Origin of the sequence: Bradyrhizobium sp. LTSP885, assembly GCF_000938305.1 — a bacterium.
Classification (GTDB): Bacteria; Pseudomonadota; Alphaproteobacteria; order Rhizobiales; family Xanthobacteraceae; genus Bradyrhizobium.
On sequence record NZ_JYMT01000040.1, the window covers coordinates 1 to 13063 of the forward strand.

The 13063-nt window shown below is 62.6% G+C and carries 15 protein-coding genes; 10 read left to right on the forward strand and 5 right to left on the reverse strand.

The window, feature by feature from the left end:
* Positions 1–35 precede the first annotated feature (35 nt).
* Positions 36–563 (reverse strand): xanthine phosphoribosyltransferase, encoded by a 528-nt coding sequence (gene gpt / locus UP09_RS27170; RefSeq protein ID WP_044541421.1) that lies wholly within the window; start codon positions 561–563, stop codon positions 36–38.
* Positions 564–569: 6 nt separating this feature from the next.
* A complete protein-coding gene (locus UP09_RS27175) occupies positions 570–1325 on the reverse strand; it encodes a competence/damage-inducible protein A (protein WP_044541422.1) in 756 nt (251 codons plus the stop codon).
* 225 nt (positions 1326–1550) lie between these two features.
* On the opposite strand from UP09_RS27175, the gene UP09_RS27180 reads away from it, so the two are divergent.
* The 6 genes from UP09_RS27180 (at position 1551) to UP09_RS27205 (ending at position 7118) form a co-directional block, all read left to right on the forward strand.
* Complete coding sequence (locus tag UP09_RS27180; protein ID WP_044541423.1) at positions 1551–2969, forward strand: circularly permuted type 2 ATP-grasp protein; 1419 nt, start codon at positions 1551–1553, stop codon at positions 2967–2969.
* 8 nt (positions 2970–2977) lie between these two features.
* The gene (locus UP09_RS27185; RefSeq protein ID WP_044541424.1) at positions 2978–3925 is read left to right on the forward strand and encodes an alpha-E domain-containing protein; all 948 of its coding nucleotides are present in this window, start codon (positions 2978–2980) and stop codon (positions 3923–3925) included.
* Between the two features lie 150 nt (positions 3926–4075).
* The gene (locus UP09_RS27190) at positions 4076–4918 is read left to right on the forward strand and encodes a transglutaminase family protein (protein ID WP_044541425.1); all 843 of its coding nucleotides are present in this window, start codon (positions 4076–4078) and stop codon (positions 4916–4918) included.
* A gap of 127 nt (positions 4919–5045) precedes the next feature.
* The gene (locus tag UP09_RS27195) at positions 5046–5471 is read left to right on the forward strand and encodes a carboxymuconolactone decarboxylase family protein (RefSeq protein ID WP_044541426.1); all 426 of its coding nucleotides are present in this window, start codon (positions 5046–5048) and stop codon (positions 5469–5471) included.
* A gap of 115 nt (positions 5472–5586) precedes the next feature.
* The gene (locus UP09_RS27200) at positions 5587–6363 is read left to right on the forward strand and encodes a proteasome-type protease (RefSeq protein WP_044541427.1); all 777 of its coding nucleotides are present in this window, start codon (positions 5587–5589) and stop codon (positions 6361–6363) included.
* Positions 6360–7118, forward strand: coding sequence for an SDR family oxidoreductase (locus UP09_RS27205; protein ID WP_044541428.1), 759 nt, complete (start codon positions 6360–6362; stop codon positions 7116–7118). Before UP09_RS27200 ends, UP09_RS27205 begins: the two co-directional genes overlap by 4 nt.
* 276 nt (positions 7119–7394) lie before the next feature.
* On the opposite strand, the gene UP09_RS27210 is transcribed toward UP09_RS27205, so the two are convergent.
* A complete protein-coding gene (locus UP09_RS27210; RefSeq protein ID WP_044541639.1) occupies positions 7395–8618 on the reverse strand; it encodes an MFS transporter in 1224 nt (407 codons plus the stop codon).
* A 116-nt stretch (positions 8619–8734) separates the two neighbouring features.
* Between UP09_RS27210 and UP09_RS27215 the strand changes: the two genes are divergently transcribed.
* From UP09_RS27215 to UP09_RS27225, 3 genes are all read left to right on the forward strand, one after another.
* On the forward strand, positions 8735–9985 hold the full coding sequence (locus tag UP09_RS27215; protein WP_044541429.1) for a NupC/NupG family nucleoside CNT transporter: 1251 nt from the start codon (positions 8735–8737) through the stop codon (positions 9983–9985).
* 143 nt (positions 9986–10128) lie between these two features.
* A complete protein-coding gene (locus tag UP09_RS38630) occupies positions 10129–10299 on the forward strand; it encodes a transposase (protein ID WP_502689092.1) in 171 nt (56 codons plus the stop codon).
* Positions 10300–10407: 108 nt separating this feature from the next.
* Positions 10408–11094: a hypothetical protein gene (locus tag UP09_RS27225; RefSeq protein WP_044541431.1), complete on the forward strand. Its 687-nt coding sequence runs from the start codon at positions 10408–10410 to the stop codon at positions 11092–11094.
* 210 nt (positions 11095–11304) lie between these two features.
* Here UP09_RS27225 and UP09_RS27230 read toward each other — a convergent pair whose 3' ends face one another.
* Complete coding sequence (locus UP09_RS27230) at positions 11305–11871, reverse strand: cupin domain-containing protein (protein WP_044541432.1); 567 nt, start codon at positions 11869–11871, stop codon at positions 11305–11307.
* Positions 11872–12022: 151 nt separating this feature from the next.
* Positions 12023–12313, reverse strand: a complete 291-nt coding sequence (locus UP09_RS27235) for an usg protein (RefSeq protein ID WP_044541433.1) — start codon at positions 12311–12313, stop codon at positions 12023–12025.
* Between the two features lie 383 nt (positions 12314–12696).
* On the opposite strand from UP09_RS27235, the gene UP09_RS27240 reads away from it, so the two are divergent.
* Entirely contained in the window at positions 12697–13014 is a 318-nt protein-coding gene (locus tag UP09_RS27240) for a co-chaperone GroES (RefSeq protein WP_044541434.1), read from the forward strand.
* The last annotated feature ends 49 nt before the right edge of the window (positions 13015–13063 follow it).

Below are 13063 nucleotides of genomic sequence, written 5' to 3' on the forward strand. Positions count from 1 at the left end.
TCGCGTCTTCGACGCGCCCCGGAATGACGAAGTCCTCACGCCGCCCCATCCCGGATCGGCGGCTGAAACGACAGTGCGGTATCCCAGGGAAAGAAGATCCAGGTGTCCTGCGACACCTCGGTGATGTAGGTGTCGACCAGCGGCCGCCCCTGCGGCTTGGCGTAGACGGTGGCGAAATGCGCATCGGGCAGCATCTCGCGAACCAGCTTGCCGGTTTTTCCGGTATCGACGAGGTCGTCGACGATCAGCAGCCCCTTGCCGGTGCCGCCGCCAAGCTTCGCGGTCTGCTCCGAAATGCCCTTGAGCACCTGCAGATCGCCCTGCTTGTCGTGGTCGTAGCTTGCGATGCAGACGGTGTCGATCACGCGCAAGCCGAGCTCGCGCGCCACGATCGCCGCCGGCACCAGCCCGCCGCGGGTGATCGCAATCACCGCATGAAACGGCCCCACTTCATTGAGCCGCCAGGTCAGTGCCCGGCAGTCCCGGTGGAATTGATCCCACGAGACCGGGAAGGGCCTGCCGGCCCGCTCCTGCGCGCTCGATTCCGAACTTTTCTCAACCATGCCGTATCAACCTATCGCCGGCTTGTTCTGCCCGGCATGCAGCTTCGCAAGCATCTCTTTCACCTCCGCCATCGCCGCGGCGAGCTTGTCCGGATCGCGCGACCGCACCACCAGATTGGTGTTCGGCTTCTGGTTCTCGTCCTGGAACGGATAGCTGCCGATGATGGTGTCGGGATGGGCTTCTGCGATCGTGCGCAGCGGGCCGCCGATGTCGCCTTCCCGCGCGTCGGCGCGCACTGTATCGGACAGCATGCGCACGCCGGATTTCAACGTCGGCGCCACGATGTCCATCATCGCCTGCATGATGGTGGGGATGCCGGCCATCACGACGACGTTGCCGAGCTTGAAGCCGGGCGCCAGGATGGTCGCGCTCTGGATCAGCTCGGCGCCATCGGGGACGCGGGCCATCCGCAACCGGGCCTCGTTCAGGTCCTGCTCGGTCCAGCGCTCCCTGAACCGCGCCACCACCTCCGGGTGATGGTGGATTTCGACCCCGAACGCCTTCGCCACGCTGTCGGCGGTGATGTCGTCATGGGTCGGCCCGATGCCGCCGGTGGTGAACACGTAGTTGTACCTATGCCGCAGCGCATCAAGGGCGGCGATGATATCGGCCTCCTCATCGGCGACGACGCGCACTTCCTTCAGGTCGATGCCGATATTGGTCAAATATTCGGCGATGAAGCCGATGTTTTTGTCCTTGGTCCGGCCGGACAGGATTTCGTCGCCGATCACCAAAATCCCCGCCGTGACAATCTCGCTCATGGTCTCATTCCCTAACTGATCCCCTGACATTGCCGACCCAACGCCTTGATGTCACGAGGTTTTGCTGCCGAATTAAGCAGGCCTCCGCCGGTTTTTCAGGCAGCGTCGACGAACATCCCTGGCAAATGCTGCAAGCCAATGCATATCGCGCTGGCCCGCCCCTTGCTACCACCACCTCAAGTCATGCACTGTGTGTCACATGGCTTCGAAGGACAGTCAGGATATATGGCAGTTGCGTTCGATGAAATGAACGGCCTCGGCGGCGACCTCCGCTCGGCCTACCAAGAGCTCTCCCGCTGGCTCAAAGAGACGCCGCCGGACGCGCTGGAATATCGCCGCCAGGAAGCGGAGCTGCTGTTCCGCCGGATCGGCATTACCTTCGCGGTCTATGGCGATTCCGAAGCCCAGGAACGGCTGATCCCCTTCGACGTCATCCCGCGCATCATATCGGCCAAGGAATGGACGCTGCTGGAAAAGGGCCTGAAGCAGCGCGTGCTCGCCCTCAACATGTTCCTCAAGGACATCTACCACGGCCGCGACATCCTGCGCGCCAACATCATCCCGGAAGACCTGATCTTCCAGAACCCGGTGTTCCGTCCGGAGATGAACGGCCAGGACGTGCCGCACGACATCTACGTCCACATCGCCGGCATCGACATCATCCGCACCGATCCGGACAACTTCATCGTGCTGGAGGACAATGCGCGCACGCCGTCCGGCGTGTCCTACATGCTGGAAAACCGCGAGATCATGATGCGGCTGTTTCCGGACCTGTTCGCGCGGCACCGCGTCGCGCCGGTCGAGCGCTATCCGGATGAGCTGTTGTCGGCGCTACGCTCGGTGGCGCCACACAGCGCGGCGGCGGAGCCGACGGTCGCGCTGATGACCCCCGGCATCTACAACTCGGCCTATTACGAGCACTCGTTCCTCGCCGACAAGCTCGGCATCGAGTTGGTCGAGGGCCGTGACCTCATCGTCAAGAACGACGAGGTGTTCATGCGCACCACCGAGGGTCTGAAACGGGTCGACGTGATCTACCGCCGCGTTGACGACGATTTCCTCGATCCCCTCACCTTCCGCCCGGACTCCGCGCTCGGCGTGCCTGGGCTGATGTCGGCCTATGCGGCCGGCAACGTCACGCTCGCCAATGCGGTCGGCACCGGCATCGCCGACGACAAGGCGATCTACTCCTACATGCCCGACATCGTGAAGTTCTACCTCAGCGAGGAGCCGATCCTCAAGAACGTGCAGACCTTCCGCTGCCGCGAGCCGCAGGATCTGTCCTACGTGCTCGACAATCTTGCCGACCTCGTCGTCAAGGAGGTGCACGGCTCCGGCGGCTACGGCATGCTGATCGGCCCGGCCGCCACCAAGGCGACCATCGAGGCATTCCGCGACAAGCTCAAGCGCGAGCCGGAAGGCTTTATTGCCCAGCCGACGCTGGCGCTGTCGACTTGCCCGACCTGCACCGCCAAGGGCCTCGCGCCGCGCCATGTCGACCTGCGGCCGTTCGTGCTGACCGGCAGCACCCACACCACCATCGTGCCGGGCGGGTTGACCCGCGTGGCGCTGAAGGAAGGATCGCTCGTGGTCAATTCGAGCCAGGGCGGCGGAACCAAGGACACCTGGATACTGAGTGAGTAATTGAGAGCATGCTGTCGCGCACCGCAGAAAACCTGTTCTGGCTGGCCCGCTATGTCGAGCGCGCCGAATATCTCGCGCGCACGATCGATGCGACGCTCCGGGTCACCGCACTGCCGGCGGCCTATATCGGCAAGACCAACGAGTGGGACTCCGCGCTCCTCACCGCCGGCGTCGGCGCCGCCTTTTACGAGCATTACGAGGAAGCCAACGAGCGCAACGTCGTCGAGTATCTGTCGTTCTCGGACGCAAATTCCTCCTCGATCAAGAACTGTATCGAGGCGGCCCGGCTCAATTCCCGCTCGGTGCGCACCGCGCTGACATCGGAGATGTGGGACACCATCAATTCGTCCTGGATCGAGCTGCAGGCGGTCTGGACCAAGGGCGGCACCGGAAACCGCGAGGAACTGGCAAAATTCCTGCGCTTCGTGCAGGAGACCTCGCTACGCTTCGACGGCTCAGCCTACCGGACCATGCTGCGTAACGACGCCTACTGGTTCTCGCGGCTCGGCGTGCATCTCGAGCGCGCCGACAACACCGCGCGTATTCTCGACGTGAAATACCACGTGCTGCTGCCCGAGGAGGAGCATGTCGGCGGCCCGCTGGATTACTACCAGTGGACCTCGATCCTGCGCTCGGTCTCGGCGCTGACAGCCTATCACTGGGTCTACCGGGAAACCCTGAAACCCTGGCTGATCGCCGACCTGCTGATCCTGAACGACACGCTGCCGCGGTCGCTGGCAAGCTGCTACAGCAATCTGGTGCGCAATCTGGACCAGATCGGCGTCGCCTATGGCCGCCAGGGCGCCGCCCAGCGCCACGCCCGCGGCATCAGGAACCGGCTTGAGCACAGCCACATGGACGATATCTTCCAGCACGGCGTGCACGAATTCATCCAGGAATTCCTTGCGGATAACTCGCGGCTGGGCGAAATCGTGACCAAGCAATATCTGGTTTGACGGGTTCGATACGGCAAGAAGACGCCCAGAATCTCTTCCGGCCGGGCTTGACCCGGCCATCCACGCCTTGCTTAGAGGGGCGAGAAGGAAGAAAGACGTGGATGCCCGGCATGAGGCTGGGCATGACGATCCCGACCTCCTGGTTCAACCATGCGCCTGCGGATTGCCCATACCACCACCTATCGCTACGAGCCCGCGGCCACGGGTGTGATCCAGATTCTGCGGATGACGCCGGGCAGCCATGACGGGCAGTATGTCGCGGACTGGCAGATCGACGTCTCGACCGATTCCCGGCTCGACACCCATGAGGACGCCTTCGGCAATTTCACCCACGTGCTGACGCATGGCGCGATCGGCGACCTCACCATCCATTGCGAAGGCCTGGTCGAGACCCATGACACCGGCGGCGTGCTGCGCGGCACCGACGAGCGGTTCCCGCCGACCCTGTTCCTGCGGTCCACGCCGCTGACCGACGTCAATCCGGCGATGGCAAGTTTTGTGCGCGAGATGCGTAGCGAGGCCGACGGCGACGTGCTCGGCTTTCTGCATGCGCTGATGGTGCAGATCTACGAGCACATGACCTTCGATGAGGATCCGACAACCAGCGGCACCTCGGCCGCCGAGGCGTTCGCACTGAAGCGCGGCGTCTGCCAGGACTACGCCCACATCTTCATCGCCTGCGCGCGGGCCGGCGGCGTGCCGGCGCGGTTCGTCTCCGGGCACTTCCTGCGCTCCGACGGCATGGTCAACCAGCAGGCCGGCCACGCCTGGGCGGAAGCCCATGTGCCCGGCCTCGGCTGGGTCGGCTTCGACGCCGCCAACGGCATCTGTGTCACCGACGCCCATGCCCGCGTTGCGATCGGCCTCGACTATCTCGGCGCCGCCCCGGTCCGCGGCACCCGCTATGGTGGCGGCACGGAAACGCTGTCGGTCGCGGTCAAGGTCGACCAGGCCGGACGTCCGGGACAGTGGCAGAGCCAGACGCAGTCGTAACGTCGTAGGATGGGTAGAGCGCAGCGAAACCCATCGCCTTCGTGCCATGCGTCGAGATGGTGGGTTTCGCTTCGCTCTACCCACCCTACGCAGCTGTCGCTTCAAACCCGACCCAGCGAGACAAGCCATGGCAACCGTAAAACTGCTTTCAGACGAAGAACTCTCGGCGGAGGCGCGCGCCGTCTTCGACGATATCCGCACGACGCGGAAGTCGGACTTCGTCAACAATTTCTGGCGCGCGCTCGCACATGATCCGAAGACCCTGCGTCGAACCTGGGAGAGCATCAAGGACGTAATGGCACCGGGCGCGCTCGATCCAAAGATCAAGGAAATGCTCTACGTTGCGGTCTCGGTGGCCCATGGCTGCAGCTACTGCATTCACTCGCACACCGCGGGCGCCCGCGCGAAGGGCATGACCGAGGCCGAATATCGGGAAATGCTGGCGATCGTCGGCATGGCGGCCGAGACGAACCGGCTGGTCACCGCGTTGGGCGTCCCCGTGGACGAGGCATTCCTCGTCGATGCACAGGCGGGATCAACGCAGCAATTGTGACCGCCCTGCTCCGAGGCTGCGACACACGCCGTTCGCCGGGGAATTTGGGTTGGATGCGACCTCGAAATTGGCTACTAGTTCTGCGCCGAGAAACTCGGGCCGTTGGGGACTGGAAATGACCTATTGCTGCGGAATTCTGGTGCGCGACGGCCTCGTCATGATCGCCGACACCCGCACCAATGCCGGCCTCGACAATGTCTCGACCTTCCGCAAGCTGCACATCTTCGCAAAGCCCGGCGAACGGATCATGGCGATCGCGAGCGCCGGCAATCTGGCCGTCAGCCAGTCGGTGCTATCGACCCTGACCGAGGGCATGGAGGATCCGCACACCGGCGAGGTCGAGACGCTGATGAACGCGCCGACCATGTTCCAGGCCGCCCAACGGATCGGCCGTGCTATCCGCTCCGTGCACGCCACCGAGGGTGAGGCGCTGAGATCGGAAGATGTGAGCTTCGACGTCTCGTTCCTGTTCGGCGGTCAGATCAAGGGGTCGCGGATGCGGCTGTTCATGGTCTACACCGCCGGCAACTTCATCGAATGCACCACCGATACGCCCTATTTGCAGATCGGCGAGCACAAATACGGCAAGCCGGTGCTCGATCGCGCCATGCATTACGACGTCGAGCTCTACGAGGCGCTCAAGACAGGGCTGATCTCGATGGATTCGACCATGCGCTCCAATCTCGGCGTCGGCCTGCCGATCGACGTGCTGGTGGTGCGCAGCGATGCCTGCGAGGCCGACCTCAACCATCGCATCGAGGCCGGTGAGCCCTATTTCCACGACCTGCGGTCGCGCTGGTCGGCGGCGCTGCGCGCCGCGCACAACAATATTCCGCGACCGCCCTACAAGAACGAAACCGAAGCAAAAGCCAAAAAAGAGGAAACCAGATGACTGCCACCAACAAGATCGCCGTCGTCACCGGTGCCGGCACCGGCGTCGGACGCGCGGCATCGCTCGCTTTGATGAACACAGGCTTCACCGTCGTGCTGGTCGGACGCCGCAAGGAGATGCTGGAAGAGACCAGCAAGCTCGGCCCCGCCGGCAAGAGCCTTTGCGTCTCCGCCGACATGGCCAATCCGGCTTCGATCGCGGCGCTGTTCGACACGGTGAAGTCCACCTACGGCCGGCTCGACGTGCTGTTCAACAACGCCGGCATGGGTGCGCCGCCGCTGAAATTCGAGGATTTGTCGCTCGAGCAGTGGCAGGCCGTGGTGAACACCAACCTCACCGCACCGTTCCTGTGCACCCAGCACGCCTTCCGCATCATGAAGGATCAGACGCCGCGCGGCGGCCGCATCATCAACAACGGCTCGATCTCGGCGCATGCGCCGCGGCCGTTCTCGGCCGCCTATACCTCGACCAAGCACGCTATCACCGGCCTCACCAAGGCCAGCAATCTCGACGGCCGCATGTATGATATTGCGGTCGGCCAGGTCGACATCGGCAACGCCGCGACCCCGATGACCGATCGCATGGTCAACGGCCCCGGCGTGTTGCAGCCCGACGGCACCTCAAAGCAGGAACCGCGCATGGACGCCAAGGCGGTCGGCGACGCGGTCGCCTACATGGCGGGCCTGCCGCTCGACGCCAACGTGCTGTTCATGACCGTCATGGCCAGCAAGATGCCGTTCGTGGGACGGGGCTGATCTTCCCCTTCTCACCGCCCGCGGCGGGGCTATAGCGGGGCACGCTGAAAAATATCGAAAACAACCCCATGCAAAGTAGCGGGGCTGCCGGCGTTTGACACGGCAACTTGACATGTCGGGCAACTCAGCGGTATTCTTCCATTATTCCGAAATCATGCAAGCGCCCCTCGCCCCGGGGCTACCACCGTCATTGCGAGGAGCGCAACGACGAAGCAATCCACCTGTCCCCGAGTTGTGACGTGGATTGCTTCGCTTCGCTCGCAATGACGGGAGTTACTACTCCAGCTTCTCGACATCCCGCAGCGTCGGGAACAGCTTCATCCAGAGCAGCGCGACCGCAATCGTGCCGACGCCGCCGAGCACGGCGGCCGGCATGGCGCCGAACAGCGCTGCGGTGACGCCGCTTTCGAACTGGCCGAGCTGGTTCGACGCGTTGATGAACAGGAAATTCACCGCACCGACGCGGCCGCGCATCGCGTCGGGTGTGGCCAGTTGCACCAGCGAGAAGCGGATCACGACGCTGATCGTATCGGCGGCGCCCAACACCGCGAGCGCCAGCACCGACAGCCACATCCAGTGCGACAGCGCGAACACCACCGTCGCGACACCGAACACGATCACCGCCTGGAACATCCGCATTCCCACGCGGCGGCTGATGGTATGCCGCGCCAGCACCATCGTCATCAGCAGCGCGCCGACCGCGGGCGCGGCACGCAGGATGCCGAGGCCGAGCGGGCCGGTCACCAGAATGTCGCGGGCATAGATCGGCAACAACGCAGTGACGCCGCCGAACAGCACCGCGAACAGATCGAGCGAGATGGTGCCGAGGATCGCCGGATTGCTGCGCACGAAGGTGACACCGGCGTAGAGGTCATCCGACGACGCCGACTCTTTCACCGCCGCCTGCTGCAGCCGGCCGATGCCGCCGGTCAGGATCATGCCGAACAGCCAGAACACGACCATGATGGCGTAGGGCATGCTCGGCGTGAACGCGAACGCAAAGCCGCCGAGCGCAGGGCCAGTGATGGTCGCGATCTGGCCGGCGCCGCTCGCGACCGCGGTCGCCCGCTGCAGCGAGCCCTGCGGCGCGATCAGCGGCAGCAACGCCGCGGTCGCCGGGCTCTCGAACGCGCCGGCGATGCCCAGCACGAAGGTCGCGGCGAAGATCTGCAGCTCCGAGATGGTGCCGGCGAAGGTGCTCACCGCGAGGAACAGCGCGGCCAGTGCTTCCAGAATCTGGCAGGCCTGCACCACGCGCTTGCGATCGAAGCGGTCGGCGGTGTGGCCGGCAACGAACACCAGCAGCGCCGTCGGCAGGAACTGGACCAGCCCGACCATGCCGAGCTCAAAGGCGCTGCCGGTCAAATCGTAGATCTGCCAGCCGATCGCGACCGCGCCGATCTGGCTCGAGAAGCGCGACAGGCTGCGCGACGACAGGAAGAACAGGAACGGTCTGTGGGCGAGGAGATCGCGGGCGCCGACCGGCATGACGGAAGACATCACGGAGCCGTGGCCGACCGCCCGCAACTTGTCAATGGCGCCTCAAGCAACGCGTGACAGCATTGCGCTGCGCGAAGCCCCTGCCCATAATCCCGCGACGGGTTTTCGGGGGCGTGATGCTGCAATTACAATCGGCGTTCGGCGTGGTGGCGCTCCTGGTGATCGCCTGGGCGTTAGGTGAGAATCGCCGCGCGGTGTCGCTGCGGCAGGCCGCGATCGGGCTGGCCGCAACCGTCGTCACCGCGCTGGTGCTGATCAAGGTGCCGCTGGTGAGCACAGCCTTCGGCGCGATCAACGACGCCGTCGGCACCATTGCCGCCGCGACGCGCGCCGGCACCGCCTTCGTGTTCGGCTATGTCGGCGGTGGGCCGCCGCCGTTCGATCCGAAGGCGCCGGGTGCGGATTTCATCCTCGCCTTCCAGGCGCTGCCGATTGTACTCGTCATGAGCGTGCTGACGACGCTGCTATTCTATTGGCGCGTGCTGCCACCGGCGGTGCGCGGGATGGCGTGGCTTTTGGAACGCACGCTCGGCGTCGGCGGCGCGGTCGGGCTCTCGACCGCGGCCAACATCTTCCTCGGCATGGTGGAAGCGCCGCTGTTCATCCGCCCCTATCTGCCGCAGCTCACGCGCAGTGAATTGTTTCTGGTGATGACAGGCGGCATGGCCGGTATCGCCGGCACCGTGCTGGTGCTCTACGCCACGCTTCTTGCACCGCTGATATCAAATGCGGCCGCGCATTTCGTCATCGCCTCGGTGCTCGGCGCGCCGGCCGCGATCCTGATCAGCCTGATCATGGTGCCGGAGACGGCCGAGCGGCGCACCGGCGGATCGCTCGAGGACCCAGACGTTCAGGTGTCCTCGACCATGGATGCGATCGTCAAGGGCACCGCGGCCGGCGTCGAGCTCCTGATCAACATCATCGCGATGCTGCTGGTGCTGGTCGCGCTGGTCTATCTCGTCAACGCTATCATCGGCCTGCTGCCGGAGATCGGCGGCGCAAAAATCTCGCTGCAGCGGCTGCTCGGTTATGTGATGGCGCCGGTGTGCTGGCTGATGGGCCTGCCATGGTCGCAGGCGGTCACGGCGGGAAGCCTGATGGGCACCAAGACCGTGCTGAATGAGCTGATCGCCTATGTCGATCTGTCGAAGCTCGGCACCGATGCGCTCGATCCGCGCTCGCGGTTGATCATGCTCTACGCGATGTGCGGATTTGCCAACTTCGCCAGCCTCGGCATCATGATCGGCGGCCTCGGCATTATGGCGCCCGAGCGGCGCGAGGAGATCAACGCGCTCGGGCTGAAGTCGATCGTCTCAGGCACGCTGACGACGTGCCTGATGGGCGCGATCGTGGGGGTTTTGACTTAGGTCGTCATTGCGAGGGCGATCACCCATCTGATCCTCACCAGCAAGAAGGGCATGAGCGCGCGCCAACTTGGCCGCTATGTGGACTTTGGTTCGGTCAAGACAGCTTGGCTGATGGCTCCCAGCGCCAATATGCCGTCGGCGCAGTGCACACGAATTCGATTGAAGGTTTCTGGAGCATCTTCAAGCGCGGGATCATCGGCAAATTCCACAACGTGAGTAAGAAATACCTGCATCTTTACGTTGCGGAGTTCCAATTCCGGTACAATAATCGCTTCAACGACGACATTTTCGGAACGGCGATTGAGGGGTGCTAGCATCGTCCGTTCCTCCAAATATTGCGCAAAAACGGTCCCGCAATCACAGACAGACCGGCAGCCGAAAATAAAACGATGGCCGCTACAAATTTATCAAAGAGAGTAAGGATGATCTGGGGTCTTTCGCTCCATAGCTGGGAAGACTTGATGCGCGTAGCGCTCCTTATTGTCGGAGTGTCGGGATTAATCGCAGGACTGGCCACATGGTTCGTCGTAAAATTGCAAAGGGCTGAAATTGCGCAATCCACAATCGAATTAGAGGAATACAAAAGCGACGCCTCTATAAAAGTTGAGGAGGCGCGAAAAGAAGGCATTGAAGCTGGGAAAGTCGCGGGCGATGCGCTAGTTCGCGCCGCAGAATTAGAAAAAGAGGCTGCTACAGCGCGACTAGAAACCGAAAAAATTAAATCGGTGGTGCAGTGGCGCACATTTTCCGCATCCCAAAATGCCGACATGGAAGTAGTGCTGTCGGCCAAACCTGGATCAATAAATCTTCGCTGGATGGACGGTGACCCAGAGGCGATGTTTTTGGCCATACAGCTTTCGCAAGTTCTGCAAAGAGCCCGCTGGTCAGTAGCTCCCGGTGCGGTCAAACCGGCCAATGGGATCATATTTGGATTGCTGCTCCCGCCTGAGGCGGGAGACGATGCTGAAACACTACGCAAGGCGCTTATAGCTGCAAAATTATCTTTCTCCGCTGTGCCAGCTCCCGCAGAAGGAGTCAGTTTCAATATTTCAGTTATTGCTGGGGCGCCCTTCCTATACATCGGCTCCCGAATGCCTGTAGTACCGTAGGTGCTCACAATCGGTACAAAAAACGCAAAGATCAGAACGCCGCCCTGTCTCAGCCCCCGTAGGGGCTTTGGCCCACATCCGTCAAGTCCGGGTACATCTTCATTGCGAGGAGCGCAGCGACGAAGCAATCCATAGCGCCGCAAGTGGAGGAATGGATTGCTTCGCTTCGCTCGCAATGACGGCGAAGTGGCCCCAGAATGACGGCGAGACCTACGCCTTCAACTCCACCGTCTTGAACTCCGCCGGCAGGATCACCTCCAGCAATTCGACGTCGTCGGAGTAATCGAGGATCATGTGCCGGATGCGCGGCGGCTGGGTCCAGGCGCTGCCTTGCTTCATCAGCGTCTCACCCTCGCCTTCCATATAGGTCTTCACCCAGCCCTTGAGCACGTAGACCATCTGGAATTCGACGTCGTGAAAATGCAGCTTTGACACCTCTTCCGGATTGCATGGTCCCTGTAGCCGGATCACATGCGCCTGTGCCAGACCGTGCGACGCCGCTGATATGCCGAGGTCGCGGTATTTGGCGTAGGTGCGCAGGCCGTCGGCCTTGAAATCCTCTTCGCGGTGATGGCTGATCGCGATGCGCTGCTTCGGCCGCGCCTTTGATGCGGCCTTAGGTGCCGCTTTCACTGCAGTCTTCTTGGCCGCGGAGACGCGGCCCTTGGACTTGATGGTCTTGCGCGCGGCGGATTTGGCGGTGCTCTTGAGCCCGGTCCATTTCTTCTTCACCGCGGTCTTGGCTGCTGATCTTGATGCCGTCTTTTGCTTGGCCATTATTTGCCTCCCGTTTCTTGACCGGGAAAAGCTATCACAAATCACGCATCGTAGGGTGGGCAAAGGCGCGCTTGCGCCGTGCCCACCATCCAGTGTCGTGCTTGCGATGGTGAGCACGCCTGCGCTTTGCCCACCCTACGAAGCCGATGCGTCAATGCAACCGGAAGACGCCGTCGACGGCGCGCAGCTCAGCGGGCTTGATCAGCTTGGAATGCGCCACCGTCACCGAGAACAGCGGGCCATCCAGTCTGTCCCGCCAGAAGGCAAGGAAGTCCTTGAGCGCCGGAAATTTCGGAAACAGGTCGTAGTTCTGCCAGACATAGGTCTGCAACAACGAGGGATGATCCGGCATCCGATAGAGGATTTGCGCCGTCGTCAGCCCGTACCCGAGCAACTGCTTCTTGAAGTCCTCCGAAGCAACCCCACCAACCCGCGAGACCATGCCAACCTCCTGTGACGGAGCGCATGTGCACGTGGTGGCTGGCCTGCCGGAGCCACCCCGGCGAAAGATGCACTCACATGAGAGAAATGTGACGCACGCGACTGCCCCATCACAAGCCTAAATGTTTAACGAGTTGTTGAAATTTCTCGCGTTAGCAGCAGCTTACCGCATGTGCTAATAGGGGGCGCGCAGCGCCTCGGTGCGCATTAAGCATGACCCTCAATGCTGGCAGCCGCACCATCCGAGTGCCAAATTTTCTGCTAGAAGCCCTTGCCCGCCGCCAAGGCTTGGCCTATCTCCTGCTCAGCCCATCTGGCACTCGCCGGATTGGACTGCCAATACTCCAAAATTCAACAACAGCTGTATATGCTTAGGAGGACTGCATGAAATTCCGTCCGCTTCACGACCGCGTCGTGGTCAAGCGCATCGACGCCGAAGAGAAGACCGCTGGCGGCATCATCATTCCGGACAGTGCCAAGGAAAAGCCCTCGCAGGGCGAAATCATCGCCGTCGGCCCGGGCGGCCGCGACGAAGCTGGCAAGCTGATCCCGATCGACCTCAAGGTCGGCGACCGCGTCCTGTTCGGCAAATGGTCTGGCACCGAGGTCAAGATCGACAATGAAGACCTGTTGATCATGAAGGAAAGCGACATCATGGGCGTGCTCGACGTCCCCGCAGCCGCCAAGAAGAAGGCCGCTTAAGTCAACGCGCACACGCTCACCCTGAGGAGCGCCTGCCGGCGCCTCTCTA

Excerpts from the sequence above, each read along its gene's own strand:
- gpt (WP_044541421.1), bottom strand. The coding sequence starts at position 563 with ATGGTTGAGAAAAGTTCGGAATCGAGCGCGCAGGAGCGGGCCGGCAGG.
- UP09_RS27175 (WP_044541422.1), bottom strand. The coding sequence starts at position 1,325 with ATGAGCGAGATTGTCACGGCGGGGATTTTGGTGATCGGCGACGAAATC.
- UP09_RS27180 (WP_044541423.1), top strand. The coding sequence starts at position 1,551 with ATGGCAGTTGCGTTCGATGAAATGAACGGCCTCGGCGGCGACCTCCGC.
- UP09_RS27185 (WP_044541424.1), top strand. The coding sequence starts at position 2,978 with ATGCTGTCGCGCACCGCAGAAAACCTGTTCTGGCTGGCCCGCTATGTC.
- UP09_RS27190 (WP_044541425.1), top strand. The coding sequence starts at position 4,076 with ATGCGCCTGCGGATTGCCCATACCACCACCTATCGCTACGAGCCCGCG.
- UP09_RS27195 (WP_044541426.1), top strand. The coding sequence starts at position 5,046 with ATGGCAACCGTAAAACTGCTTTCAGACGAAGAACTCTCGGCGGAGGCG.
- UP09_RS27200 (WP_044541427.1), top strand. The coding sequence starts at position 5,587 with ATGACCTATTGCTGCGGAATTCTGGTGCGCGACGGCCTCGTCATGATC.
- UP09_RS27205 (WP_044541428.1), top strand. The coding sequence starts at position 6,360 with ATGACTGCCACCAACAAGATCGCCGTCGTCACCGGTGCCGGCACCGGC.
- UP09_RS27210 (WP_044541639.1), bottom strand. The coding sequence starts at position 8,618 with ATGTCTTCCGTCATGCCGGTCGGCGCCCGCGATCTCCTCGCCCACAGA.
- UP09_RS27215 (WP_044541429.1), top strand. The coding sequence starts at position 8,735 with ATGCTGCAATTACAATCGGCGTTCGGCGTGGTGGCGCTCCTGGTGATC.
- UP09_RS27225 (WP_044541431.1), top strand. The coding sequence starts at position 10,408 with ATGATCTGGGGTCTTTCGCTCCATAGCTGGGAAGACTTGATGCGCGTA.
- UP09_RS27230 (WP_044541432.1), bottom strand. The coding sequence starts at position 11,871 with ATGGCCAAGCAAAAGACGGCATCAAGATCAGCAGCCAAGACCGCGGTG.
- UP09_RS27235 (WP_044541433.1), bottom strand. The coding sequence starts at position 12,313 with ATGGTCTCGCGGGTTGGTGGGGTTGCTTCGGAGGACTTCAAGAAGCAG.
- UP09_RS27240 (WP_044541434.1), top strand. The coding sequence starts at position 12,697 with ATGAAATTCCGTCCGCTTCACGACCGCGTCGTGGTCAAGCGCATCGAC.